The organism is Taklimakanibacter albus (genome assembly GCF_016595235.1).
GTDB lineage: Bacteria > Pseudomonadota > Alphaproteobacteria > Rhizobiales > Aestuariivirgaceae > Taklimakanibacter > Taklimakanibacter albus.
In genome coordinates, this window is record NZ_JAENHL010000008.1 from 62,492 (window position 1) to 86,667 (window position 24,176).

Below are 24,176 nucleotides of genomic sequence, written 5' to 3' on the forward strand. Positions count from 1 at the left end.
TTACTTCCGTTTGGCCGCCAGGCTTTCGGCATAGGCGACGAGTTCCGCGAAATTCCAATCTATGTGCTCACGCGCATGCTGCTTGGCGGCAGCGGTATCGTCGCCTTTCAGAAGGCGCACATAATCCTCATGCATGTCGACATCGGGCACCGGCTCGTCGCGGGCTTGCTGATGCAGGGCGAAATACATCTGCAGCCGGCGCGCCAGACGCTGCCACGTATCGAGGAGCAGCGCATTGTCGGACCATTCATAAATCACGCTGTGCAATTGCAGCGCCGTCTCGATCTGGCGCGTGGTGTCGAGCGCCCGTGTCGCCTCCTTCACCTGCACATGGCGGCGGTCGAGCTCGGCGGCGAAGCGCTGATCGCGCAGCGGCCAGACCAGCTCGATGGCGAAGTCTTCCAGCACGTGATGCAGCGCATAGGCATCCTCGATGTCCTTAGGGACGACATTGATCACATAGGCGCCGGCATAAGGAATGTTGGTGAGGAGGCCGTCCTGGACCAGCTCGCGTACCGCCTCGCGCAAGGGCGCCCGGCTGACCCGCATCTCCTTGGAAATCTTCAGCTCGTTGACCTTCTGGCCGGGGCTAAGCTTGCCGGTCAGGATGGCGCGGCGGAGCTGGCCGACGATCTCGGCGCGGCGGGTCGTATCGACGATCGGCTCGAATTCAGTCCTGGACATGAAGGTCCCCGACAAAGAATGAGCGGACCAGTCAATCAGATTGTCGACAATCTAGCAAGATATTATGGCGCGGAATCCTCCGCCGATTGTGCGATGAGCCAGTTCCAGACCTCTTGAGTAACTGGATCGCCGAGCTCGATAGCGGTCGTCACGGCAAACCAGGCCTGATCCGTCTTCAAGGCTCCCTTCACAGGGCGGACGAGACGCCCCTCCTCGATCGCCCGGGCTGCGAGCGGCAGGCTCGCCAAAGCGACACCGTGCCCAAGCTCCGCCGCGGCCAGCGCGAAGTCGCTGTCGCTGAAATCGAAGCCGGCCGAGATATTTCCGGGCTTCACCTTCTGATAAGCGAACCAGTCGGCCCAGTTCTCCGCCCGCTCGTCATGCAGAAGTGGGTGCTTTAGGAGGTCGCTGGACGACGCCATCGGTGTCTTCGCCAGGTCCGGCGATATCACCGGTGCCAGCACATCGTCCATCAGCCGGTGGCTGAGATGAGCGGGATCCGGCTCACGCAAGCGCTGAATGGCGATGCTGATCTCCATGGTCTTGAAATCGATCGCCGCACCCGACGTGTCGAGCCATGGATCACATTTGGGCACTGCCCGGCGCAGCGCATGCAAACGCGGCATAAGCCAGCGCGCGGCGAAATCGCGGGGCGCATAGATGACGACACTGCCCGGCTTGCGAAACGAGTCGAGCCTCCGACAACCCTCGTCCAATTGCGCGAGCGAGCGGGCGACGGTGCGCTGATAATCGCGGCCGGCATCGGTCAGGCGGACGCTCCGGCCATGGCGCAGGAACAGCGCCTGCCCGAGACGCTCCTCGAGCAGGCGCATCTGATGGCTGATCGCCGACTGGGTGAGGCCCAGCTCCTCGGCGGCGCGGCCGAAGCTGCCGAGACGGGCGGCCGCCTCGAAGCCCAGGAGATACTGCAGAGGCGGTATGCTGCGGAACTGTCTCATATGAATTCCATTCAACAATAGAGAGAGTGCTTCTCAATTGTTGTCAAGGCAGATCGCTCATAACCTCTTTCAATCAAGCCGATCTAAGAGGCGCCACAACCTCTTATCCGAGGAATAAATGAACGTTGCTCATGTAAATTCGTCCTACCGCAAACCCGCCGAATTCGCGCCGCATACGCAGAGCTGGATGATCTGGCCGCACCGGAACGACCTCTATGGTGGCCGGCTCGCCGATGTGCAGCGGGAATTCATCGATGTCGTCCGCGCCATCTCCCAGTTCGAGCCGGTCACTGTCGTCGCTCATCCCGATCACGAAGCCGTGGCGCGAAAACGGCTGAAGGATCTGGCGACCGTCACCGCTCTGCCGGTCGATGACTTCTGGATGCGCGATTGCGGCCCGAGCTTCATCCTTGGCAGTGACGGCAGCCTCGCCGGCGTCTCTTGGCAGTTCAATGCCTGGGGTGAGAAACATTCGCCCTGGGATCAGGACGATGCTCTGGCGCGGCGCGTGACCGCGCAAGCCAGCGGACGGACTTTCGAGTCCTGGCTGTGCTGCGAAGGCGGCTCCTTCGCGCTCGACGGCGAAGGCACCCTCATCATCACCGAGACGAGCATTCTCAACCCTAACCGCAATCCCGGCGTCAACAAGGCGCTCGCCGAGGCGGAGCTCAAGGCGATGCTCGGCGTCGAGAAAGTCATCTGGCTGCCGGGCGATCCGATGGATATCGAAACGGACGGCCATATCGACGGGCTGTGCGCCTTCGTGAGGCCCGGCGCCCTGCTCTTCAGCAGCAATCCGGATCCGTCCGATCCGCATAGCCGCATCCTCATCGAGAATCTCAACTGCCTGCGCAAGGAGACGGATGCGAGGGGCCGCAGCTTCGAGATCCTGCCGCTCGAGGAGGCCGTCGAAGCCGGCGCCCAAAGCAGCAGCGAGGTCTTCTGCAGCTCCTACATCAATTTCTACCTCGTCAATGGCGGCGTCATCGTGCCGGGCTACGGCACGCCCAGCGACGCCGCGGCCGCGCGGACCATCGCCGCCGCGTTCCCTGGGCGCAAGACGGTCCAGGTCCAAGTGCACGCCATCGCGGCCGGGGGCGGCGCGATCCACTGCATCACGCAGGAGCAGCCGGCACCGCTATCGACCCACGCATAACAAAAGCAAACAGGAGGAAACGATGAGACGACTTGCAGGCATGACGGCGTGCTGGCTTATGCTCGCCATAGGCAGCGCTGCGGCGGGAGAGATGCGGCTTTTCTCTTGGGAGGCCTATTTCTCCGCCGATACGATCAAGAAATTCGAGACCGAAAGCGGCAATAAGGTCACCTATGATGTGTTCGACTCGAATGACGTGGTCGAGACGAAGATGCTCGCCGGCGATTCCGGCTACGACGTGGTGACGCCCAATCTCTCGCCGCATTTCGCCCGGCAATTGCCGCTCGGCGTGTGGGGTGAGCTCGACAAATCCCAGCTCGGCAATATTGGCAATATGGATCCGGTCCTGATGGCGAAGCTGGCCGAGGTCGATCCCGATAACCGGCATGCGGTGCCATGGATGTGGGGCACCACCGGACTCGGACACAATGTCGATATGATCAAGAAGATCATGCCCGACGCGCCGGTGGATTCCTGGCGGCTCGTCTTCGATCCGGTGATCGCCGCCAAATTCAAGGACTGCGGCATCGCCCTTCTCGATGACGCCGAGCAGGTGCTGGGCAGCGCCCTCATCTATCTGGGGCTCGATCCCGACACCGAAAACCCGGAAGAGCTGGAAAAGGCCGTCGACCTGATCGCCAAGATCAGGCCCTATGTGCGCCAGTTCCACGGCTCGAGCTATGTCGCAGGCTTGGCCGCCGGCGACCTCTGCATCGCCATGGGCTATTCCGGCGACATGCTGGTGGCGACTAACCGCTCCAAGGAAGCCGGCAAGACCTTCACCATCGACTACCGCATTCCGAAGGAGGGCAATCTCGTCTGGTTCGACACGCTTGCGGTTCCGGTCGATGCGCCGAACAAGGCGGCCGCCCTTGCCTTCATCAACTTCCTGATGCGGCCCGAGATCGCCGCGGCGGCTGCCAATGAACTGGGCTTCGCCACCGCGAACAAAGCCGCCCTTCCGCTGGTGACCGATAAGATCCGGTCGAATGTGAACTTCTATCCGACCGAGACGGAGCAGAAGCGCTTCCACTTGCCGAGGGTCAAGAGCGAGAAGCAGGACAAAGTCTGGCAACGCGCCTGGAACCGGGCCAAAGGTCTCGAATAGCGGCATCCCGAAATGCCGACGCCACGCAGCGCCGAAGGCAGCCGGTGGAAATTTGCGATCATCGCCATTCCCTATCTGTGGCTGATCGCCTTCCTCCTGGTTCCCTTCGGCCTCATCCTCAAGATCAGCCTTTCGGATCAGGCCCGCGCCCGACCGCCTTATATGCCGCAATTCGACTGGAACAGCGGCATCACCGCCTTCCTGCGCGGTCTCGACTTCGAGAATTTCTCCGTGCTGGCGAGCGACCTCTTCTATGGCCGCTCCTATCTGCAGTCGATCCAGATCGCGGCGATGGGCACCGTCCTCGTCCTCCTCGTCGCCTATCCGCTCGCTTATGGCCTGACCCGCGCGCCGTCGCGCTGGCGCGGCTTTCTCTTCACGCTCGTCATCCTGCCGTTCTGGACGAGCTTCCTGGTGCGCATCTATGCCTGGATGATCATTCTGAAGCCGAATGGCTTTCTCGATATGGGCGGACAGCTGCTCGGCCTGTCGCCCGGCACGCTGGCGCTGCTCAACAGCAATTGGGCGGTCCTGATCGGCATCGTCTATTCCTATCTGCCCTTCATGGTGCTGCCGCTCTACACCACGCTCGACAAGATCGACGGCACGTTCTGCGAAGCGGCGCGCGATCTCGGCGCCTCGGCGGCCAGATGTTTCGTCACGATCATCATTCCCCTGTCGCTGCCGGGCGTCATGGCGGGCTCTCTCCTCGTCTTCATCCCGATGGTCGGCGAATTCGTCATCCCGGAGCTCCTCGGCGGCGTCGGCTCGGCGATGATCGGCAAGACCTTGTGGACCGAATTCTTCAACAACCAGGACTGGCCGCTCTCGGCTGCGATCGCCATCGGCATGCTGGTCATCCTGTTCGTGCCGATCGTCCTCTTACAGCGGGTTCAGGTGGCGGCGGCGATGAACGAGACGGGCGCCGGCGGGGGAGCGCAGCGGCATTTCTCCTGGATCAACAAGATATCCGTGGGTCTGGGCGTCGCTTTCATCTATCTGCCCATTCTCCTCGTCATCGCCTTCAGCTTCAATAACAGCCGGCTCGTGACCATCTGGGGCGGCTTCTCGCTCAAATGGTACGGGACGCTGTTCCAGAACATCCAGCTTCTCGACAGCGCCTGGCTTTCCTTCAAGCTCGCCTGTCTCTCGGCCACCATCGCGACGGTCCTCGGCGTGCTTGCCGCGCTTACTCTTGTCCGCTTCCGGATCTTCTTCGGCAAGGCCCTGTTCAACTTCCTTCTGATGGTCCCGATCATCATGCCGGGCATGATCATCGGACTGGCATTGCTGCTTTTCTTCGTGGCGATCGGCCTGCCGCGTGGCTTCTATACGCTGCTTCTGTCGCACGCGACCTTCGGCATGTGCTTCGTCGCCGTCATCGTGCAGGCACGGCTCGCCAATTTCGACCGCTCGCTCGAGGAAGCCGCCTTCGATCTTGGCAGCAGCAGCCTGCAGACCTTTCGTTATGTGACCTTGCCGTTGATCTTTCCCTCGATCCTCTCCGGCTGGGCGCTCGCTTTCGTGCTGTCGCTCGACGATTTGATCATCTCCAGCCTGACGACGGGACCGAATGCCACGACCTTGCCGATGCGCATCTTCAGCCAGGTGCGTCTCGGCGTGACGCCGGAGATAAATGCTGCGAGCACCCTGATGATCCTGGCGGTTGTCTTGTGCCTGGGTCTCGGCATGATGGCGCAATCAAGGAAATCATCCAAGCTGAAAGGAACCAATCCATGAGCAACAGCACACCACCCGGCTGGGTCTACAATGAAACCGTGAAGATGTTCGCCACACCGGGTCTTCCGCCGGTCGAGGACGCGGCCGAGCTCGAGCGCTATTGGGGCCGGGCCTGGGGCGTCTCCAACGACATCGGCCGGATCCGCGCCATTCTCATGCACCGGCCTGGCGATGAGATGAAGGTGATCGACCCGACCAAACGCATAGAAAGCATCGGCTCCTTCGGCGATCTCGAAACCGGCTGGTATTTCCAGAGCGACCACCTGCCCGAAGTCACCGAAATGCAGGCCCAGCATGACGCTTTGACGGCGATGCTGACCGCGAAGGATATCGAGATCCACTATGTCGACGGTGTCGCCGATGGCCGTCTCAAATCCTGCTATACGCGCGACCCGCTGATCATGTGCAAAGGCGGCGCCATCGTCTGCCGCATGGGCACGCGCATCCGGCGCGGCGAGGAGCTCGCCATCACGCGCACGCTGGCGCGCCTCGGCATCCCGATCCTGCGTACCCTGTCGGGCGGCGCCTTGATGGAAGGCGGCAGCTTCGCCTGGATCAATGACAAGACCGCCGTCATCGGCTGCGGCATCCGGGTCAATCGCGAGGGCGCCCAACAGATCGGCGAAGTGCTGAAGCGTCAAGGCGTCGAGCTGATCATCATCGATCTCGTCGGCTACGACATCCATATCGACGGCTCGTTCCTGATGGTCGACAAAGACCTGGCGCTGATCGATCCCTCGGGTCTTCCCTATTCATTCATCGAGCAGCTCAGGGAGCTGAATATCCGCACCGTCGAAATCTCGCCGGATGACGACAAATGGATCGTCAACTCGCTCGCCATCGCGCCAGGCGAATTGATCATGCCGCGGGGCGGATCCAACCGGACGCTCGACAAGCTCGCCAGTCATGGCGTGCGCTGGACGGTCCTGCCTTATGACAAGATGCAGCTCAATGGCGGCGGCATTCATTGCTCTACGACGCCTTTGATCCGCGACCCCGTCTAGTCCTGGTGAAAATAGGAGAGTCGATGCATTTCCGGCACTCGTCCACAAACCAATCGCGAAATGTCAGGACGATCGCACGCCGGGCGCTTCTTTGCGGCACGGTCAGGCAATAAGGCTGGGCGAGTGTCAAAGCATGTGCAAGAGGCCTTACGAGCCGGCCTTCTTCGAGCGGCCGCGCGGCGAAAAGGCCCTGGCATAATGCGACACCCTGCCCGTGAAGCGCCAGATCGAGGGCCGCGGCCGATGAATTGACGGACAGCCCGCGCTGGATCTCGCGACCGGGCTTGACCGCAACGGATTCGAACCACTGGCGCCAGGACGGGAAAGCCGCCGCGACGGGTCCCCAGTCCGTGTGGATCAAGGGCACGTGCGCCAACGCGTCTGCGTTCCTGATCGGCCCGTGCCGCGCCAGGAATTGCGGCGTGCAGACCGGATGGACGGCATCGACGGCGATGGGCTCAGCCGCGTGATCGCGATCGTGAAATCGGCCATAAGAGAGACGCAGATCGACGAGGTCGCGTTCGAAGGCAATCGGCTCCTCTTCGCCGCGCAGCGATATGTCGGTCTCGCCATGGATCGAGATGAATTCCGGGAGCCGCGCGGTGAGCCAGCCCATGGCGACGGACGGCGGCACCGAGACGACCAGACGCGCGCGCCGGCCGCTGCCGGCGAGCTCGCGGGTGACGCCCTGCAATTCCTCGAAAGCGAGCGTCAAGCGCGGCAATACCTCGCGACCGGCCTCGGTCAGGACGGCGCGGCGGTTGATGCGGTGGAAAAGCTTGCGGCCGACATAATCCTCGAGCGTGGCGATGAGCTGGCTCACCGCCGCGGGCGAGATCGCCAGCTCCTCGGCAGCCGAAACAAAGCTGCCGCTCCGGGCGGCGGCCTCGAAGGCTTGCAGGCTGCGGAGGGAAGGAAGTGTGCTCATGGCCTATAGATAAGTTGAACTTATCATTCTGCTAGAAAAACTCGTTTTTGGAAAGCCGCTCCGCGCGGTACGATTTCGGCCATGGATCATCGCCAAATCGTCACCAGCCTCAGCCAGGAACAGCGTGACCGTCTGACGGAGCGCTCGGACAGTCCGGGCCTGCCCCTGCTCATCCTGCACTGGGGCGCCATCATCGCGCTGGGGACTCTCATCGTGCTCAAAGTGCCCTATTGGCCGCTGCTGATGCTGCCGCAGGGCATTCTCATCGTGTTCCTCTTCACCTTGCTGCATGAGACGATCCATCAGACCGCTTTCCGCTCGCCATGGCTGAACGAGGCCGTCGCGCGCGCCGCGAGCTTCATGCTGGCTCTGCCGGCGGACTGGTTCCGGTATTTCCATTTCGCCCATCACCGCTTCACCCAGGATCCCGAAAATGATCCCGAGCTCGCCTTCCCCAAGCCCGAGACACGCTGGCAATATGTGAAGCATGTGTCAGGCCTGCCGGTCTGGCGGGGCCATCTCACCACGCTCCTCAGCAACGCATCCGGGCGTTGCCGCGATCGCTACGTGCCGCCCAAGGGCGCGGCCAAAGTGAAGAACGAGGCACGTATCATGCTCGTCCTCTATGCCGTCATCATCGTACTCTCATTCTATTTCGCGACACCGGCGCTGCTCTTCGCCTGGATACTGCCGGCATTGATCGGGCAGCCCTTCCTGCGCCTCTATCTGCTGGCCGAGCATGGCCGCTGCCCCTTGGTCGCCAATATGCTGGAAAATACCCGGACCACGATCTCCAATGTGCTGGTCCGCAGGCTCGCCTGGAACATGCCCTATCATGCCGAGCATCACGCCTATCCGGGCGTGCCGTTCCATCGCCTGCCGGAATTCCATGTGCTGCTCGAGCGCCACCTCAAGGAGGTCGAAAGCGGCTACATCCACTTCAACGCGAAATATATCGGCGCGATGAAGGAGTGACGCGTTCTCCTGCAACAGGCATAGTGCGGGCGAAATGCGAGGAGATTCCATGCAACTCGGCCTGTTGACGGCGCCCTTTCCGGACACACCACTTAGTGAGGTCGCCCAGTGGGCCGCAGCGTCGGGATTCACGGCGCTCGAAATCGCTTGTTGGCCGAAGACGACGGGCGCCACGCGTCGTTACGCCGGGACGAGCCATATCGATGTCGCCAATGTCTCCCCGTCCGAGGCCAAGGACATCGCGGCCCAGCTCGCCGAAGCGGGTCTCATGATTTCAGCGCTTGGCTATTACCCGAATCCGCTGCATCCCGACCCGGCACATCGCGCGGCGGTCGTCGATCATCTGAAGAAAGTGATCACCACGGCCGGCCGGATGGGTGTGCCGCTGGTCAACACTTTCTGCGGTGGCGACGCGGCGAAACATGTCGATGACAACTGGACGGAGGCGACCAAGGTCTGGCCGGCGATCATCGCTTTTGCCCACGATAACGGCGTCAGGCTCGCTTTCGAGAACTGCCCGATGATCTTCAGTTATGACGAGTGGCCGGGTGGACACAATATCGCCTATTCGCCCCGCATCTGGCGGCGCATACTCGAAAGCTGGGATGGCGCGATCGGCATGAATTTCGATCCGTCGCATCTCATCCTGCAGATGATCGACCAGGCCCGCTTCATCCGCGAATTCGGCCCGCATATGTTTCACGTCCATGCCAAAGACCTGATGATCGACCGCGACGGCCTCTATGAGCGCGGCATCCTCTCGGCCGGCGTGGGTTGGCAGATCCCGCGCATGCCGGGTCTCGGCGAGGTCGATTGGCCAGGCTTCTTCTCAGGGCTCTACCGCGCCGGTTATGACGGACCGGTCATCATCGAGCATGAGGACCGCGGCTTCGAAGGCAGCGACGAACTCGTCAAGCGCGGTTTCCTTCTCGCACGGGAGGTGCTCAAGCCGTTCGTTAAATAGAATCAGACCTTGAGACGGTCCATGATCTGCGCTTGCACATTGGCGAGATGGCGGCGCATCTCGCGCTCTGCGGTCTCAGGATCACGCGCTGCGATGGCGCTGGCGATGGCGCGGTGCTCGGCGTCACGCTCGGCCCGCCGTTTCGGGCACACGCTCGCCGGAAGGCCCATCCGGATGCGCGAATCAGTGCCGACCGCGCGCAGGAGCCGATAGAATTCGCCGGCGAGCCCGTTGCGGGCGCCATCGGCGACCGCCTTGTGGAACAGGAGATCGGCGTCGCCATACTCGTTGTCATCGGCATTCTCGACCGCCTTGACGATGCGCTCGACCTCGAGTGGGGAAGCGCGCAAGGCGGCGAGACGGGCCAGCGCCGGCTCGAAAATGGAGCGCAGCTCAATGACCTCGACCGGATTGGTGGCATGGGCTAGCTCGTGCCAGGGCGCCGCTTCGATCCAGCTTCCCGTCTTGGGCTCGATTTCGCCCGTCTCGCGCAGCACTTTCAGCGCCTTGCGCAGCTGGTGACGCTTGACGCCGAGCTCGGCGGCGAGATCACGCTCGGGCGGCACCGAGCCGGCGCTGCGGATGGCGCCGCGTACCGCTTCGACAAGGGCGCTGAGCTGAGCCGTCGTCTTATGCGGCAGGCGTGGTGCTGCGGCAGTTTGAATGTCCGTCATGTGCGCCATCTAGCAGAAGACTCAACCAAACTCAACCGGCTCCTGCGTTGTGTTTTGGATAATCCCTGGCTTGACGGCTTGGTTGACTGATGGTTGACTTCCCGGAATCATGGCCGAATTCGACTATATCATCATCGGCGCGGGCTCCGCAGGCTGCGTGCTCGCCAACCGCCTTTCCGCCGACCCCGCTGTTTCGGTGCTCCTCATCGAGGCCGGCGGCTGGGACCGCGATCCTTGGATCCACATTCCGCTCGGCTGGGGCCGCATCCTGCAGCACCGCCTGCATGACTGGATGTATTTCTGCGAGCCGGAAGCCAATGTGAACAACCGCAAGGTCGAATGCGCGCGCGGCAAGGTGATCGGCGGCTCCTCCTCGACCAATGCCATGGCCTATGTGCGCGGCAACCGCGCCGATTACGACGCCTGGGCGGAGACAAGCGGGCTCTCCGGCTGGTCCTTCGAGAAGCTCCTGCCCTATTTCAAGCGTCAGGAACAATGGGAAGGCGGCGAGAACGCCTATCGCGGCGGACAAGGCCCGGTCAGCACGCAATTCTGCAAGTTCGCCGATCCCCTGGTCGACGCTTTCGGCGCGGCCGGCCAGAGCGCCGGCTTCGGCTGGACCGAGGATTACAATGGCGCGGAGCAGGAAGGCTTCGGCCGGCTGCAGATGACGATCGGCAAGGGCCGGCGTTCCTCCTCGGCCACCGCCTATCTGCGCCCGATCCTCACGCGGCCCAATCTCACCGTGATGACCGAGACGCTGGTCACGCGCCTCCTCATCGACAAGGAGCGCGCCACCGGTGTCGAGATCGAGGACCGGAACGGCAGGCGTGAAATCAAGGCGCGGCGCGAGACTTTGCTTTCGGGCGGCGTGATCAATTCACCGCAACTTCTGATGCTGTCGGGCATCGGCGATCCGGATGAGCTCGGCAAACATGGCATCCGCACGCAAGTGGCGCTGCCAGCTGTCGGCCGCAATATGCAGGATCATGCCTCGGTGATCCTGCTCTATCGGCGCAAGGTGCCTGGCCCGTTCCACCACATGATGCGGTATGACCGGATCGGCCTCGCTTTGGCGCAGGCGCATCTCTTCGGCACCGGCTTCGCCTCAGACGTGCCGGGCGGCGTCACCGCCTTTCTCCACAGCGGGCGCACCAAAGTGCCTGACGTGCAGCTGCTGTTCACCGCCGCGACCTTGGGCGCCTGGCCCTATTTCGAACCATTCAAGAAGGCGTTCCCGGACGGTTTCGCGACGCGCATCGTGCTGGTGCAGCCGGAAAGCCGCGGCCGGATCAGCCTCGCCTCCGGCGACGCCAAGGCGGCGCCGCGCATCCACCAGAATTTCCTCGCCACCGACAGCGACTGGAAGGGGCTTAAAGCGGGCGTCGAGATGGCGCGGCAAGTGGCGGCCGAACCGCAGATGCAGGCCTTCATCGCGGCCGAACTCACCAAGAGCGATATCGAGGAGCATATTCGCGCCACCGCCATCACCGTCCATCATCCGATGGGGACCTGCGCGATGGGCGCCGTGGTCGACGGCGAGCTGCGCGTGAAAGGCGTCGAGGGCTTGCGCGTCATCGATGCGAGCGTGTTTCCGGGCGCGGTGTCCGGCAATATCAACGCCGCCGTTCTGGCGGTCGCGGAACGCGGCGCGGATCTCGTCCGCGGTCTCAACCAACAAGCTTGACGGTCCAACCTGGTTGGAATACGGTTCAACCAGGCCAGACCCAAAAACAATAATTTTGAACGCATGGAGGATTTAATGTCAGGCGCCAAAACAGCGGCCCTCCCCAACCGAGATGCAGCCTTGCGCGGCCTCTACGACGATGTCGCTCGCAGCAACATGTTCCCGTTCTGGGCGACGTCGAGTGACGTCGATAATGACGAGATCAAGCAGCTCATGGGCACCAAGAAGGCGGTGCCGCATATGTGGGACTACGGCAAGGACATCGAGCCGCTTCTCAACCGCGCCGCCGAGCTCATCAAGATGGACGATTCGGAGCGCCGCTCGCTGATCCTCATCAATCCGGGCCTGGCGCCGCGGCGCGCCACCGTGTCGACCATGTACACGGCCTATCGTCTCAACGATCCCGACGAAATCATGCCGCCGCACAAGCATTCGCCGAGCGCCATCCGCTTTGGCCTCACCGGCAAGGGCAATTTCACCGGCGTCGAGGGCGAGAACATCGTGTTCGGCCCTGGCGACATGGTGCTCACCCCCAACGACACCTGGCATAATCACGGCACGGTCGGCGGCGAGCCGGCGGTCAACCTCTCGGTGCTCGATCTGCCGCTCGTCGAGACCCTCAGCGCCATCCATTTCGACCACAACTATGCCGAGCTCGAAGACGGCAAAATGGTCAAGAAGAAGGAACAGTCGTCGCGTTATCCGTCCGACTATTCGCAGCGCGTCTATGGCGAAGGCGGCATGCTGCCGCGTTTCGTCGATCACAAGCGCGGCTCGGGTCTCTCGTCGCCCATGTATGTCTATCGCTGGGAGCGCATGGAAGAGCTGCTCGACCGGCACAAGGATTGGGATGGCGATCCCTATGAATCCCTGATGATCGAATATGTCGACCCGACGACGGGCCAGCCGGTCTTCAAGACGATCACCTTCTTTGCCCAGATGCTGCGGCCCGGCGAAAAAACCCTGCCGCTGCGCCAGACGGCGAGCCTCCTCGTCGCCCCTTTCCGCGGCAAAGGCTATTCGATCGTCGATGGCCAGCGCTTCGACTGGAAGGAATTCGACACACTCGCGGTCCCCGGCGGCGCCTGGTGCGAGCATGTGAACGGCTCCGACAAGGATCCGGTCTTCTTCTTCGTCGCCAGCGACGAACCGACGCTCAAAGCCCTCGCCCTCTACAAGAAGTGGGGACGCGACAAGGCCGGCGACATGGTCCGCCTCGTCTGAACGCGGCCGGGGGCGGTCAGCGTGAGGCGGAAGGGTGGCGGCAAACGCGCCCCATCCGCCTCACCGCCCGGCCTTTCTTTCAAAACCTCCAGCGAGCGGATTCCCCGTGCAGAGTTCACACAAGACCACGCAGATCGCACATATCGATTGTCCGGGCGGCGGCCAGGTCTGGGTCGACGGCACGACGCTTTATATCGGCCATATGCGGGCGCCGAGCGGCACGACCATCGTCGACATCGCCGACCCTCGCAAACCCAAGGTACTTGCCGTCGTCGATGTGCCGAAGGGCTGGCATTCGCACAAGGTGCGGGCGCAGAATGGCATCATGATCGTCAACCACGAGAAGCTCGGGCAGGATGGCGCCTGGGAATTCGGCGGTGGGCTCGGCATCTATGATGTGTCGAAGCCGGCCAATCCGAAGCAGATCGGCAAATGGGTCACCGGTGGGCGCGGCGTGCACCGTTATGATTTCGACGGCCGCTACGCCTATATCTCGCCCACCGTCGAGGGCTATGTCGGCAATATCGTGATGATCCTCGACCTCATCGATCCGACCAAGCCGGTCGAAGTGGGGCGCTGGTGGATACCCGGCCAATGGCAGGCCGGCGGCGAGGAATATCCCTGGGCCAACTGGACACAGCCGCGCTGCCACCATCCGCTGCGCATGGGTGATCGGCTTTATGTCAGCTACTGGCATCACGGGCTCTTCATTCTGGACATCGCCGATCTGTCGAAACCCGTCGCCATCGCACATGTGAATACGAGTCCCGCCTTCCCGCACCCTACCCATACCTGCCTGCCTATGCCGACCCCGCTCAAGGGCCGCAACATCATGGTGGTGGCGGATGAGGATGTCGCCAAATTGCGCCCGGCGGCGCCGGCCTTCACCTGGATCTATGATATCACCGAGGAAACCTGCCCGGTGCCGATCTCGACCTTCCAGGTGCCGGGCCTCGACAAGGATGGCTCGCCGCAGCCACCGATGACCGGCTGCCATCAGCCCTCGGAGCGCTTCAAAGGCACGGTCATTCCCTTCGCCTGGTTCGCGCAAGGTCTGCGACTCGTTGACATAGCCGACCCTTTCCAACCGAAGGAAGTGGGGCATTATATGCCGGACATACCGGAAGGCGCCGATATGGCCTCATCCAACGACGTCACCATCGACGAGCGCGGCATCATCTATCTGATCGACCGCATCCGCGGCGTCGATATCATCGAAACCAGCGTCATGTGACGGAGAGACGATGACCAAAGCCAAGCGTTACCCGATCGGCGCCAAGAACCCCAATCTGCCCTTCCATCCGGGGGTCAGGGTCGGCGATCTCATTTTCGTGTCCGGGCAAGTGGCCAAGGATGCCGACGGCAATATGATCCACGGGACCATCGAGGATGAAACCCGCGCGACTATCCTCGCCATCGAGCGCGTCCTCAAAGCCGATGGCGCCAGCCTCGACGATGTAGTGCGCGTCTGCACCTATCTCGAGGATACGCGCGACTTCGGGCGCTACAACAAGGTGTTCGGCGAATATTTCAAGAATCCGGCCGGTCTCGCCCGCACCACGGTCGAGGCGCGCGCCGTCATCAGCACCAAGATCGAGATGGACGCCATCGCCTATTGTCCGAAGGACGACAAATAGCATGGCCAGCGCCCGCCCCGTCCTCAGACCCGCTCCGGCTCCGGCGGAACAGCCGGCGCCGGTACACCTGAGCGCCGAGGGTGTGGCGGTCGATTTCGATCTGGGCGGACGTACCCAGCGGGTGCTCACCGACATCCATCTCAAGATCGGCAAAGGCCAGCTCGTGGCTTTGGTCGGGCCTTCGGGCTGCGGTAAGAGCACTCTACTCCGGCTCTTCGCCGGGCTGATGAAGCCGAGCGCAGGCAAGATTGAGGTGGCGGGCATGTCGCCAGTAGAGGCTGCGCGCCAGAAACGTATCGGTGTCGCCTTCCAGGATGCGACGCTGCTGCCGTGGAAGACAGCGCTCGACAATGCCGCCTTCCTGCTCGAGACAGCCGATCCCTCCCTGTCACGCGCCGAAGTGAGAGCACGCGCGGAAACGAATCTTCATCTCGTCGGCCTCGCCGGCGCGGAAGGCAAGCGGCCGTCGCAGCTGTCGGGCGGCATGCGCCAGCGCGTCGCCATCGCCCGCGCTTTGACGCTCGATCCCGAAGTGCTGCTGCTCGACGAGCCTTTCGGCGCCCTCGACGCCATCACCCGGGAAGAGATGGGCACTCTGCTTCTCGACATCTGGCAGCGCACCCAGAAGACCGTGCTGCTCGTCACCCACGCCTTCGACGAAGCGGTGTTCCTGGCGAGCGACATCCATGTGATGGGCACCGGTCCCGCCCGCATCATCGAGACGATCGCCAGCGACCTTCCTTATCCACGCGATGCCCAGACCTATCGCGACCCACGCTTCGCCGCCCTGGAAGCCCGCCTGCGCGAGCTTCTGGTGAAGAGCCATAAGGGGGCCACATGATCACCCAAGCTCTCCCCACCCCACGCATCTCGCGCGCGCTCATCGATATCACGCCGGCGATCCTGCTCGGGCTGGTCTGTCTCGTTCTGTGGGAAGCCGCCATCTGGCTGTTCAAGGTCGAACCTTATGTGCTGCCGGCCCCGTCGGCCATCGCGCTGGTGATGATCGAACAGTTTCCGGTGCTCGCCGTCGCGGCGCTTGTCACCGCCGAGGAAATTCTCATCGGCTTTATTCTCTCGGCCGTCACCGGCATCGCCGTCGCCGTCATCATCGCCCGCTTCGAGACCTTCGGTCGCGCGCTCTATCCGCTGATCGTGCTCTTTCAGAACGTGCCGAAAGTGGCGCTGGCGCCGATCTTCATCCTGTGGTTCGGCTATGACCTGGCGCCCAAGGTTCTGCTCATCGTCGTCATCGCTTTCTTCCCGGTGGCGATCGGCATGCTGTCCGGGTTGCAATCGGTCGATCCGTCGCTGGTTTCGCTGATGCGCTCGGTTGGCGCCGGACCCGGCACCATCCTCAAGCGCGTCCGGCTGCCGCATGCCTTGCCGCAGCTCATGGCCGGCCTCAAGGTGGCGGTGACGCTCTCCGTCATCGGCGCCCTTGTCGGTGAGTTCGCCGGTGCCTCGGCCGGGCTCGGCTATCTCATTCAATTCGCCTCGACCCAGCTCGAGACGGCGCTCGTCTTCGCGGCGATCCTCTTCGTCTCGGTTCTCGGGCTCGTCTTCTATTACGTGGTCGAGATGGCGGAACAATATCTCATCCCGTGGGCGCCGAAATTCGCCGACGCGAACAACAGATAGATCGGGGGATCGAAATGCGAATGAAACTGAAACTGGCCGCCGCGACATTCATGCTCCTGGCCGCGACGGCGGCGGCGAAGGCCGCCGACCAGGTGAGCGTGCAGCTCGACTGGGTGGTGCGTGGCAATCACGCGATGTTCTTCGTCGCCCGTGACAAGGGCTACTTCAAGGACAATGGCATCGAGGTGACGGCGATCCGCAAGGGCACCGGCTCGGTCGATGCACTGCGTCTCGTCGGCACCGGCAATGCCGAATTCGGCTTCGGCGACCTGCCGACACTGGCGATCGCCCGCTCGCAGGCGGTACCGGTGGTGGCGCTCGCGGCGGTCAATCAGCGCAGCCCCATGGGCATGATCGCGCTCGCCAAGACCAAGACCTTGTCAAAGCCCGAGGATCTCAAAGGCCTCGATGTCGGCGTCCATACGGCCGGCTCGACCTATGTGTTCCTGCGCGCCTTTCTCGCCGCCAACGGCATGAGCGAGACCGACATCAAGAAGAACACCGTCTCGCCGCCTTACGAGAACTACCTGCTCCTCGGCCGCGTCACAGCGGTACCCGGCTATATCGACGCCGAAGTGCCGGAGCTCGAGGCCAAGGCCGGCGGACCGGGCTCATTGTCGATCATCATGGGCGCCGACTGGGGTTACAATGTCTATGGCTCCGGCCTCTTCACCTCGGAAGCTTTGATCAAAGAGAAGCCTGAGCTGGTCGAGCGCTTCACCGCCGCCTATCTCAAAGCCTTCGCCGACGTCATCGCCAATCCGGGCGAGGCCGCCGACATCATCATCAAGGCCAACCCCGAATATGCGAAAAAACGCGACATCCTGGTCAAGCAGCTCGAGGCCGACATCAAATCGACCTTCTTCAGCGCCGAGACGGCCAAGGACGGGATCGGCGCGATGACGCTCGAAACCTGGACGGCCACCGCCAAGACGCTGCGCGATCAAGGCGTCATGAAAAAAGACATCGATCTCGAAGCTGCCTTTTCCAACCGCTTCATCCTCGCCGCCAAACCTTTGAAGAAATAACGCAACCAACGAATGAGACACCCCATGATCAAACTTCTCGGCCGCCAGACCTCGGGCAATGTGCAGAAAGTCATCTTCATGCTCGAAGAGGCCGGCAAGGCCTATGACCGCGAGGATTACGGCCGCCAGTTCAACAATACCCAGACGCCCGAATACAAGGCGCTCAACCCGAACAGCAAGGTGCCGACGCTCATCGACGGCAAGGTGGTGATCTGGGAATCGAACACCATCCTGCGCTATCTCGCCGCCTCCTATGTTCCGGCGCTGACCGGCGCCACGCCGGCCGAACGCACCGATGTCGAACGCTGGATGGACTGGCTCCTCGCCGCCGTCAATCCGGGCTACCTCACCGCCTTCAAAGATTCGAAGAAGCCCGCCAATGAGCGGGCGCCCGATTATGACGCGCAGATCAAGGAGCTTCTCGCCCAGATGGCGATCCTCGACGCTCATCTCAAAGGCAAGTCCTTCGTGGCGCTGGAGAAGCTCACCATCGCCGACATCGCGCTGGCGCCGGTCCTGAAACGCTGCCTCGACTTCCCGCTCGAACGCCCGGCCCTCGCCGAGCTCGATCGCTGGATCAAGGCCATCGGCGAGCGCGCCGCCTTCCAGATCGCAATCGGCGCCAAAGAGAAGAAGGCCGCCTGATGAAGCGCATCGCCGTCATCGGATTGGGAACCATGGGTCCAGGGATGGCCCAGCGCCTGGCGCAAGGCGGACTCGTGGTCACCGCCTTCGATACGGATGGCGCCCAGATCGAGAAGGCGAAGGCGATGCTGCCTTTGATCACCGGCGTGCTCGACCGGCTCGGCATCACGCCGAAGCCCGGCGGCGCGCTGCATTTCACCACCTCCCTTGCCGACGCCGTCAAGGATGCCGATCTCGTCATCGAGAACGTGCCGGAGAAGATCGAGATCAAGGCCGATGTCTATCGCGCCTTGGAAGGGCTCATCGCCTCCAAGACTCTGGTCGTGTCCGATACATCCGGCATCCCGATCAGCAAACTGCAAGAGCATCTCTCACATCCAGAGCGCTTCTGCGGCATGCACTGGTCGAACCCACCTCATATCATTCCGATGATCGAGGTCATATCGGGGGCGAAGACCGCGCCCGAAACGGCGAAGGCCATCGTGACGCTGATCGAGGAACTGGGGCTGCTGCCGGTGGTCGTCAACAAGGATGTTCCCGGCTTCGTCGAAAACCGCATCCTCTACGCCCTGCTGCGCGAGGCGGTCGATCTCGTCGAGGAAGGCGTCATCGCGCCGGAAGCGCTCGATACCTGCGTTTCCTGGGGCATCGGCTACAAGCTCAGCGTCATCGGTCCGATGGCGCTCCTCGATGTGGCGGGGCTCGACATCTATCATTCGGTGGCAGGTTTTCTTAATCAGGAGCTGTCGACCCGCGGCGATATCGCTCCCTTCGTGACGAAGCGCGTGGCGGAGAAACGTCTCGGACTTAAGACCGGCGGCGGCGTCTATGCCTATACGCCGGAACGGATAAAGGAGCTCGGTGCCGAACGGGCGCGCAAGCTCGTCGCGGTGCGCCGCGCACTGGAGGAGAAGGATCGGACATGACGCTTCAGCGGCAGACGAGCCGGTCCGTGTCGCTCACACAAGTGAGATCGGCCGGCTTGCCTTGCGCGAGCGTCACCACGCTGCGGCTTTCCCAGCTTGCCCCGGCGAAACCGCACCAGGCCATCTGCACGGCCATGCGGTCGCCCACCTCGTTGAGGAGATACAAGGTACCATCCGCCGGGTCGCGCCAGAAACTCACGGCAATCCGGGCTCCCGGCGCCGCCCGGCCGAGCTCGGCAGAGTACCAATGGGCGAGCGACACGGCGCAGCTGATCTCGCGCGTGGCACTGTTTCGTGCGACGAACGGTGTCTCTATGAGACCCGCCGAACCGCGTTCGACAGCGCTGGCAGTGGGCGCAGCGAGAGTGGAAACGAAGATGAATGCGAGGAGACGATTTGTTTTTGCAGACATGATGGACTTCGCAAGGAATGCGATAGCCTAACATGGCTGCCGCCTGAAAGTGAATGGAAAGACAAGTATAAAACCAGATGGAGGAAACGTTATGCGTGCATATTGGAAGAAATCCCTAGGCGCCTTGACGATGCTGGCTCTGATGAGCACGGCGAGCCTCGCCGCCGAGGTGAAGACGATTGCCATTCTCGCGCCCGAGCAAGGCAATGACTATGGTTGGAACCAGCAAGGCATCGATGCCGCCAAGGCCGCCGGTGAGAAGGCCGGCGTCAAGGTGCTGGTCGCCGAAGGTCTGGGTTACGGCGATGTGCGCCCGACATTGCGCGAGCTCGCCGGTGAAGGTGCCAACCTGCTGATCGCCCATGCGAGCGGCTACAACACTGCCGCGCCTGAGATCGGTGCCGAGCTCAATGTACCGGTGGCGATCGTCGACATGCCCAATGCGATGAAAGCCGGCAAGGTCGCCGACTACACGCTGAGCGGCCATGAAGGCGCCTATCTCGCCGGCCGTCTCGCGGCCAAGATGAGCCGTAGCGGCACGGTCGGTATCGTCGTCTCGGGCGAACCCCCGTCATGGAACTCGCAGTCGGCCGCCTTCGCGCAGGGCGCCAAGGCCGAGAAGGATGGTATCAAGATCCTCTATGCGGTGATCGGACCGGCGGCCTATGCCGACGCGGCGGGCGGCAAGCGGGTGACCGAAGCGGTGATCGCGGCCGGCGCTGACATCGTCTTCGGACAAGGCAACGGCTCGAGCTTCGGCATGCTGCAGGCGGTGGAAACCACCAAAGCGGGTGATGGCGGCAAGGTCTATTTCATCGACGTGATCGGCGACAAGAGCCCGATCAACAAGGGCTTCCTGCTTTCCTCGGTGCTGTGGAACCTGGTGCCCGTCTATGATGCGATGATCGCCGATCTGAAAGCCGACAAGTTCGGCACCAAGAACTACACGATCGGCCTTGCCGACGACTCGGTGAAGCTGCTCAAGACGGCTGAGATTCCCGACGGCGTCTGGGGTGAGATCGAGGCGGTGCGCGCCGATGTCGTCTCCGGCAAGATCAAGGTCGAGCCGGTGTGGGATGCGGCCAAGCTCCATGAGCTCGTGACCGCGCTCAAGTAGAACTCACACGCGCCGGCAGGTCACCGAGGCTTGCCGGCGTCCTTTCATTATCGTGACGGTTCGAACCATAACCATGTCTGCAAACGGCAACTCGGCGTCGGGCAAACCCGCCGTCGAGCTCGTCAATATTTCCAAGCGCTTCCCGGGCGTCGTGGCCAACGACAATGTGAGCCTTGCTCTGTGGCCCGGTGAAGTGCATGTGCTCCTGGGCGAAAACGGCGCCGGGAAGTCGACGCTCATCGCCCTTCTCGCCGGCCTGCAGCAGCCCGATGAAGGCCATATCGAGATCGCGGGCGAAAGGCGCCAGATCACCTCCCCCAGCGCCGCTCTGGCGCTCGGCATCGGCACCGTGTTCCAGCACAATATGCTGGTGCCGAGCCTGACCGTCGCCGAAAATCTACTGCTCGGTGCCCCTTGGTGGCAAAGACCCGGCCGCGCCGGATTGGCCCGCGCGCTGGCCACGATCGGCAAGGATTTCGGGCTCGACGTTCCGCTCGACGCCAAGGCCGGCGAAATCTCGCTCGGCGAGCAGCAGCAGGTCGAAATCGTCCGCGCTCTCCTCCATAAGAGCCGCGTCCTCATTCTCGACGAGGCCACCTCGATGATGACACCGAAAGGCATCGAGGTGCTGGGCCAGCTCATGCGCAAGCTCGCGGCGTCGGGCCTCGCCATCGTCTTCATCACCCACAAGCTCGACGAGGCGCTGAATTTCGGCGACCGGATCTCGATCCTGCGGCGCGGCCGCAAGATCGCGCAGCTGGCGCCCGAACGCCTCAAAACCCTGGACAAGACCCAGGCCCGCAGCGAGATCATCAAGGCGATGTTCGCCCGTCAGGACGAGCAGAGCGATGCGGCCGCTCCGCTCCCGCGCCCACAGCTCGCCGCCAAGGCCGATCTTGATATCAGCGCGCTCTCGATTGCGCCCGAGCCCGGTCTACCGGGCCTAGCCGACATATCGCTCACCGTCCGCTCGGGCGAGATCGTCGGGATTGCCGGTATCGACGGCAACGGGCAGAAGCAGCTGGCCGAGGCGCTGGCCGGCCAGCGGGCGCTTGCCTCAGGAACCATTCGTCTCGGCGGCGCCCCAGTCGAGCATCTCACCGCCGGCGCCCGCCACAAGCTCGGCCTGCGCTACCTGACCGACGACCGGCTCACGGAGGCGACCGTCGCCAGCTTCCCCTTGAACCTCAATCTGCTGCTCAAGACCATCGGCGAAGAGCCCTTCTGGCGCCGCGGCATCGAGCAGACACGGGAAATCCATGCGCATGCCGAGCAGCAAGTGAAACGCTACGACATCAGGACCCCCGGCATCCACACGCCGATCGGCAAGCTGTCGGGCGGCAATATCCAGAAGGCGCTGCTGGCGCGCGAGCTTGCCGGCGACGCCAAGGCGATGATCTTCAACAAGCCGACCTATGGCCTCGATTACCAGAATATTGCCTTGTCACGGGCGCGCATCCGCGAAAGCGCCGAGCGCGGCCTGGCCGTGCTCCTCATCTCGACCGATCTCGACGAGCTGCTCGAATTGTCTGACCGCATTGCGGTGATGTCGCAAGGCCGCATCGCCGGCATCGTCGAAAACGGCCCTGAGGCGCGCTGGGCGGTCGGCAATCTCATGGTCGGCGAGGCGGCATGATGGACGAAGCACAAGCCATCCATCCACCGCACGACAAGGCGGCCGCCCGACCCACGCTCGAGGCGTGGCGCAGCCTCGCTCTGGTGACGGTGGGGCCCATCCTCCTCGCTTTCCTGTTTTGCGCTTTGGCCCTGCTGATCGCGGGGCATGATCCTCTCGCCTATTATCTCTATGTCGTCGAGCGCGGCGTGTTTTCGGGACAAGGCCTGCAGCAGACGCTGACCCGCATGGCGCCGCTTCTCCTTCATGCCGCGAGCCTCATCATCGCCTTTCGCGCCGGCATCTGGAATCTGGGCGGCGACGGACAGTTTCTCCTCGGTGCGGTGATGGCGGCGGCCCTCGGTCCGGTCCTCGTCACCGTGGCGCCCGACTGGATCACCCTCATCGCCTGCATGCTGCTCGCCATGCTCGTCGGTGCGTTGTGGTCGCTCGTTCCGGCGCTGCTCCGGGCCTATCAGGGTGTCAATGAGATCATCACCACCTTGATGATGACCTTCCTCGGCACCTCCTTCGCCAATGTGCTGGTGAAGCTCATTTTCCTCGATCCCGCGACGACCGTGCCGCAGACCCGCACTCTGCCGGTCGAGGATCGCCTGGCCTGGCTTCCAGGCACGACGATCTCGAGCGGCCTCTTCATCGGGCTCGCCGCGGTGATCATCGTCCATCTGGTGATGACACGCACCGCCTTCGGCCTTAGACTCCGCATCGTCGGCGCTAACCCCAAGGCGGCGCTGCATGCCGGTCTATCGGTCTCGGCGCTGACCGTCATCGTCTTTGCCCTGTCGGGTGGGCTCGCGGGCCTTGCCGGCGCGGTCGACATCGTCGGGGTGTTCGGCAATGTGCGGGCCGACTGGAATCCGGCCTATGCGCTGGCCGTCGTGCCACTCGTCTTCCTCGCGCGCTTCAATGGCTGGGCCACCATCGCTTTCGTCTTCTTTTATGCGGTGCTCGACATCGGCGGTGAAAGTGCGGCGCGGCGCATCGGCGTGCCGCAATATTTCACGCTTGTGCTCGTCGCCACCATGTTCATCCTGCTGGCGCTCGCCGAATGGCTCGACCAGCAGCGCCGCGCCCGGCAAAGGAGCTGACCACCATGGAAGCGCTCCTCACCACCGCCTTCCTCACCGCCCTTGTCACCGGCGCCGTCACCGCCGGCATCCCGTTGCTGCTCGCCGGGCTCGGCGAGCAGATGTCGGAGAAGGCCGGCGTCCTCAATGTCGGTATCGAAGGCATGATGCTGGCCGGTGCCTTCGCCGGCTTCTTCGCCGCCTATATGAGCGGATCAATCGCCCTCGGCTTTCTCGCCGGGGCGGCGGGGGGCTTCGGCGTCGCCCTGCTGATGGCGCTGCTCTGCGTGCGTCTCGGTCTCAACCAGATCGTCATCGGCATCGGCCTGACGCTCGGCTTCGAAGGCATCACCGCCCTTCTCCACTATAATCTCTTCGGCCGTTCCTATCCGCGCCTGCCGGCGGTCGAGACCTTGCGCATCCCGGGCCTTGCCGACATTCCGGTGCTGGGGCCGGCCTTCTTCGACCGGCCGCTCATCGTCTATATCGCGGTGGCCCTGGTCTTCGTCGCCAGCTTCGTCTACCGGCGCACCAATCTCGGTCTCTATCTGCAAGCGGCGGGCGACAAGCCGGCCGCCCTCGACGTCACCGGCATCGATGTCGTACGCATCCGCACCTTCGCCGTGCTGACCGCCGGAACACTCGCCGGCCTCGGCGGCGCGTTTCTCTCCGAAGTCGGCGCCGGGCTGTTCGTGCCTTTCATGACCAATGGCGCCGGCTTCATCGGCATCGTGCTCGCGATGCTGGCGCGCGGGAGGCCCTTCTGGGTGCTCGCCGGCGCCGCCATCTTCGGCGCCTGCCTGTCGCTCACCACCGCGCTGCAGGTGGCAGGCGTCAATGTGCCGACCGATGTCATCCAGATGATCCCCTTCGCGGCGGTGATGGCGGTGCTCATCATCTTCGGCCGCAATGCCCATCTACCCGCTGCGCTCGGTATTCCCTATGTGCGAGGCGCGCGTTGAAA

General features: G+C 63.1%; 24 protein-coding genes and 1 pseudogene. 20 read left to right on the forward strand and 5 right to left on the reverse strand.

What is annotated here, in order from left to right; translation table 11 throughout:
- Together JHL16_RS23205 and JHL16_RS23210 are read right to left on the reverse strand one after the other, a co-directional pair.
- Positions 1-684 carry a GntR family transcriptional regulator gene (locus JHL16_RS23205; RefSeq protein ID WP_200187295.1) on the reverse strand — a complete coding sequence of 228 codons (684 nt, stop codon included), beginning with the start codon at positions 682-684 and terminating at the stop codon, positions 1-3.
- A 62-nt stretch (positions 685-746) separates the two neighbouring features.
- Positions 747-1,643 carry a LysR substrate-binding domain-containing protein gene (locus JHL16_RS23210; RefSeq protein WP_200187296.1) on the reverse strand — a complete coding sequence of 299 codons (897 nt, stop codon included), beginning with the start codon at positions 1,641-1,643 and terminating at the stop codon, positions 747-749.
- Between the two features lie 118 nt (positions 1,644-1,761).
- Between JHL16_RS23210 and JHL16_RS23215 the strand changes: the two genes are divergently transcribed.
- From JHL16_RS23215 to JHL16_RS23235, 5 genes and pseudogenes are all read left to right on the forward strand, one after another.
- Positions 1,762-2,799 (forward strand): agmatine deiminase family protein, encoded by a 1,038-nt coding sequence (locus JHL16_RS23215; protein ID WP_200187297.1) that lies wholly within the window; start codon positions 1,762-1,764, stop codon positions 2,797-2,799.
- Between the two features lie 22 nt (positions 2,800-2,821).
- Positions 2,822-3,907: an extracellular solute-binding protein gene (locus tag JHL16_RS23220; protein WP_200187298.1), complete on the forward strand. Its 1,086-nt coding sequence runs from the start codon at positions 2,822-2,824 to the stop codon at positions 3,905-3,907.
- A gap of 291 nt (positions 3,908-4,198) precedes the next feature.
- Positions 4,199-4,777: pseudogene (locus tag JHL16_RS23225) on the forward strand (ABC transporter permease); the annotation flags it as partial.
- A gap of 39 nt (positions 4,778-4,816) precedes the next feature.
- A complete protein-coding gene (locus tag JHL16_RS23230; protein ID WP_200189511.1) occupies positions 4,817-5,647 on the forward strand; it encodes an ABC transporter permease in 831 nt (276 codons plus the stop codon).
- Complete coding sequence (locus JHL16_RS23235) at positions 5,644-6,651, forward strand: dimethylarginine dimethylaminohydrolase family protein (protein WP_200187299.1); 1,008 nt, start codon at positions 5,644-5,646, stop codon at positions 6,649-6,651. The genes JHL16_RS23230 and JHL16_RS23235 overlap by 4 nt, the downstream gene beginning before the upstream one ends.
- Here JHL16_RS23235 and JHL16_RS23240 read toward each other — a convergent pair.
- Positions 6,620-7,579, reverse strand: coding sequence for a LysR substrate-binding domain-containing protein (locus JHL16_RS23240; protein ID WP_200187300.1), 960 nt, complete (start codon positions 7,577-7,579; stop codon positions 6,620-6,622). The genes JHL16_RS23235 and JHL16_RS23240 overlap by 32 nt on opposite strands.
- Positions 7,580-7,660: 81 nt before the next feature.
- On the opposite strand from JHL16_RS23240, the gene JHL16_RS23245 reads away from it, so the two are divergent.
- Positions 7,661-8,554, forward strand: a complete 894-nt coding sequence (locus JHL16_RS23245) for a fatty acid desaturase family protein (RefSeq protein WP_200187301.1) — start codon at positions 7,661-7,663, stop codon at positions 8,552-8,554.
- Positions 8,555-8,603: 49 nt separating this feature from the next.
- Positions 8,604-9,518: a sugar phosphate isomerase/epimerase family protein gene (locus JHL16_RS23250; protein WP_200187302.1), complete on the forward strand. Its 915-nt coding sequence runs from the start codon at positions 8,604-8,606 to the stop codon at positions 9,516-9,518.
- A 2-nt stretch (positions 9,519-9,520) separates the two neighbouring features.
- Here JHL16_RS23250 and JHL16_RS23255 read toward each other — a convergent pair whose 3' ends face one another.
- The gene (locus tag JHL16_RS23255; protein WP_200187303.1) at positions 9,521-10,192 is read right to left on the reverse strand and encodes a FadR/GntR family transcriptional regulator; all 672 of its coding nucleotides are present in this window, start codon (positions 10,190-10,192) and stop codon (positions 9,521-9,523) included.
- Positions 10,193-10,301: 109 nt separating this feature from the next.
- On the opposite strand from JHL16_RS23255, the gene JHL16_RS23260 reads away from it, so the two are divergent.
- The 9 genes from JHL16_RS23260 to fhmpcd1 all read left to right on the forward strand — a co-directional run bounded on the left by JHL16_RS23260 (position 10,302) and on the right by fhmpcd1 (position 18,980).
- Positions 10,302-11,879, forward strand: coding sequence for a GMC family oxidoreductase (locus tag JHL16_RS23260; protein WP_200187304.1), 1,578 nt, complete (start codon positions 10,302-10,304; stop codon positions 11,877-11,879).
- Between the two features lie 75 nt (positions 11,880-11,954).
- Positions 11,955-13,103, forward strand: a complete 1,149-nt coding sequence (locus JHL16_RS23265; protein ID WP_200187305.1) for a cupin domain-containing protein — start codon at positions 11,955-11,957, stop codon at positions 13,101-13,103.
- Positions 13,104-13,209: 106 nt separating this feature from the next.
- The gene (locus tag JHL16_RS23270; protein WP_200187306.1) at positions 13,210-14,337 is read left to right on the forward strand and encodes an LVIVD repeat-containing protein; all 1,128 of its coding nucleotides are present in this window, start codon (positions 13,210-13,212) and stop codon (positions 14,335-14,337) included.
- A 10-nt stretch (positions 14,338-14,347) separates the two neighbouring features.
- On the forward strand, positions 14,348-14,740 hold the full coding sequence (locus tag JHL16_RS23275) for a RidA family protein (RefSeq protein WP_200187307.1): 393 nt from the start codon (positions 14,348-14,350) through the stop codon (positions 14,738-14,740).
- 1 nt (position 14,741) lies between these two features.
- Positions 14,742-15,581: an ABC transporter ATP-binding protein gene (locus JHL16_RS23280; RefSeq protein ID WP_200187308.1), complete on the forward strand. Its 840-nt coding sequence runs from the start codon at positions 14,742-14,744 to the stop codon at positions 15,579-15,581.
- Positions 15,578-16,381, forward strand: a complete 804-nt coding sequence (locus JHL16_RS23285) for an ABC transporter permease (RefSeq protein WP_200187309.1) — start codon at positions 15,578-15,580, stop codon at positions 16,379-16,381. The genes JHL16_RS23280 and JHL16_RS23285 overlap by 4 nt, the downstream gene beginning before the upstream one ends.
- A 20-nt stretch (positions 16,382-16,401) precedes the next feature.
- Positions 16,402-17,409 carry an ABC transporter substrate-binding protein gene (locus JHL16_RS23290; protein WP_246771135.1) on the forward strand — a complete coding sequence of 336 codons (1,008 nt, stop codon included), beginning with the start codon at positions 16,402-16,404 and terminating at the stop codon, positions 17,407-17,409.
- A gap of 24 nt (positions 17,410-17,433) precedes the next feature.
- Positions 17,434-18,054 (forward strand): glutathione S-transferase family protein, encoded by a 621-nt coding sequence (locus tag JHL16_RS23295; protein WP_200187311.1) that lies wholly within the window; start codon positions 17,434-17,436, stop codon positions 18,052-18,054.
- Positions 18,054-18,980 carry a 5-formyl-3-hydroxy-2-methylpyridine 4-carboxylate 5-dehydrogenase gene (fhmpcd1, locus tag JHL16_RS23300; RefSeq protein WP_246771136.1) on the forward strand — a complete coding sequence of 309 codons (927 nt, stop codon included), beginning with the start codon at positions 18,054-18,056 and terminating at the stop codon, positions 18,978-18,980. Before JHL16_RS23295 ends, fhmpcd1 begins: the two co-directional genes overlap by 1 nt.
- A gap of 4 nt (positions 18,981-18,984) precedes the next feature.
- On the opposite strand, the gene JHL16_RS23305 is transcribed toward fhmpcd1, so the two are convergent.
- A complete protein-coding gene (locus tag JHL16_RS23305) occupies positions 18,985-19,392 on the reverse strand; it encodes a hypothetical protein (RefSeq protein ID WP_200187312.1) in 408 nt (135 codons plus the stop codon).
- A gap of 91 nt (positions 19,393-19,483) precedes the next feature.
- Here JHL16_RS23305 and JHL16_RS23310 point away from each other — a divergent pair, with 91 nt between their 5' ends.
- The 4 genes from JHL16_RS23310 to JHL16_RS23325 all read left to right on the forward strand — a co-directional run bounded on the left by JHL16_RS23310 (position 19,484) and on the right by JHL16_RS23325 (position 24,174).
- Complete coding sequence (locus tag JHL16_RS23310; protein WP_200187313.1) at positions 19,484-20,509, forward strand: putative B6 ABC transporter substrate-binding protein; 1,026 nt, start codon at positions 19,484-19,486, stop codon at positions 20,507-20,509.
- A gap of 73 nt (positions 20,510-20,582) precedes the next feature.
- Positions 20,583-22,145, forward strand: coding sequence for a putative B6 ABC transporter ATP-binding protein (locus JHL16_RS23315; protein WP_200187314.1), 1,563 nt, complete (start codon positions 20,583-20,585; stop codon positions 22,143-22,145).
- Positions 22,142-23,233 (forward strand): putative B6 ABC transporter permease subunit 2, encoded by a 1,092-nt coding sequence (locus tag JHL16_RS23320; RefSeq protein ID WP_200187315.1) that lies wholly within the window; start codon positions 22,142-22,144, stop codon positions 23,231-23,233. The genes JHL16_RS23315 and JHL16_RS23320 overlap by 4 nt, the downstream gene beginning before the upstream one ends.
- Positions 23,194-24,174: a putative B6 ABC transporter permease subunit 1 gene (locus JHL16_RS23325; protein WP_246771137.1), complete on the forward strand. Its 981-nt coding sequence runs from the start codon at positions 23,194-23,196 to the stop codon at positions 24,172-24,174. Before JHL16_RS23320 ends, JHL16_RS23325 begins: the two co-directional genes overlap by 40 nt.
- Positions 24,175-24,176 lie beyond the last annotated feature (2 nt).

Coding starts and splice junctions, on each gene's coding strand:
- JHL16_RS23205 (WP_200187295.1), bottom strand. CDS start 684: ATGTCCAGGACTGAATTCGAGCCGATCGTCGATACGACCCGCCGCGCC.
- JHL16_RS23210 (WP_200187296.1), bottom strand. CDS start 1,643: ATGAGACAGTTCCGCAGCATACCGCCTCTGCAGTATCTCCTGGGCTTC.
- JHL16_RS23215 (WP_200187297.1), top strand. CDS start 1,762: ATGAACGTTGCTCATGTAAATTCGTCCTACCGCAAACCCGCCGAATTC.
- JHL16_RS23220 (WP_200187298.1), top strand. CDS start 2,822: ATGAGACGACTTGCAGGCATGACGGCGTGCTGGCTTATGCTCGCCATA.
- JHL16_RS23230 (WP_200189511.1), top strand. CDS start 4,817: ATGAACGAGACGGGCGCCGGCGGGGGAGCGCAGCGGCATTTCTCCTGG.
- JHL16_RS23235 (WP_200187299.1), top strand. CDS start 5,644: ATGAGCAACAGCACACCACCCGGCTGGGTCTACAATGAAACCGTGAAG.
- JHL16_RS23240 (WP_200187300.1), bottom strand. CDS start 7,579: ATGAGCACACTTCCTTCCCTCCGCAGCCTGCAAGCCTTCGAGGCCGCC.
- JHL16_RS23245 (WP_200187301.1), top strand. CDS start 7,661: ATGGATCATCGCCAAATCGTCACCAGCCTCAGCCAGGAACAGCGTGAC.
- JHL16_RS23250 (WP_200187302.1), top strand. CDS start 8,604: ATGCAACTCGGCCTGTTGACGGCGCCCTTTCCGGACACACCACTTAGT.
- JHL16_RS23255 (WP_200187303.1), bottom strand. CDS start 10,192: ATGACGGACATTCAAACTGCCGCAGCACCACGCCTGCCGCATAAGACG.
- JHL16_RS23260 (WP_200187304.1), top strand. CDS start 10,302: ATGGCCGAATTCGACTATATCATCATCGGCGCGGGCTCCGCAGGCTGC.
- JHL16_RS23265 (WP_200187305.1), top strand. CDS start 11,955: ATGTCAGGCGCCAAAACAGCGGCCCTCCCCAACCGAGATGCAGCCTTG.
- JHL16_RS23275 (WP_200187307.1), top strand. CDS start 14,348: ATGACCAAAGCCAAGCGTTACCCGATCGGCGCCAAGAACCCCAATCTG.
- JHL16_RS23280 (WP_200187308.1), top strand. CDS start 14,742: ATGGCCAGCGCCCGCCCCGTCCTCAGACCCGCTCCGGCTCCGGCGGAA.
- JHL16_RS23285 (WP_200187309.1), top strand. CDS start 15,578: ATGATCACCCAAGCTCTCCCCACCCCACGCATCTCGCGCGCGCTCATC.
- JHL16_RS23290 (WP_246771135.1), top strand. CDS start 16,402: ATGAAACTGAAACTGGCCGCCGCGACATTCATGCTCCTGGCCGCGACG.
- JHL16_RS23295 (WP_200187311.1), top strand. CDS start 17,434: ATGATCAAACTTCTCGGCCGCCAGACCTCGGGCAATGTGCAGAAAGTC.
- fhmpcd1 (WP_246771136.1), top strand. CDS start 18,054: ATGAAGCGCATCGCCGTCATCGGATTGGGAACCATGGGTCCAGGGATG.
- JHL16_RS23305 (WP_200187312.1), bottom strand. CDS start 19,392: ATGTCTGCAAAAACAAATCGTCTCCTCGCATTCATCTTCGTTTCCACT.
- JHL16_RS23310 (WP_200187313.1), top strand. CDS start 19,484: ATGCGTGCATATTGGAAGAAATCCCTAGGCGCCTTGACGATGCTGGCT.
- JHL16_RS23315 (WP_200187314.1), top strand. CDS start 20,583: ATGTCTGCAAACGGCAACTCGGCGTCGGGCAAACCCGCCGTCGAGCTC.
- JHL16_RS23320 (WP_200187315.1), top strand. CDS start 22,142: ATGATGGACGAAGCACAAGCCATCCATCCACCGCACGACAAGGCGGCC.
- JHL16_RS23325 (WP_246771137.1), top strand. CDS start 23,194: ATGGCTCGACCAGCAGCGCCGCGCCCGGCAAAGGAGCTGACCACCATG.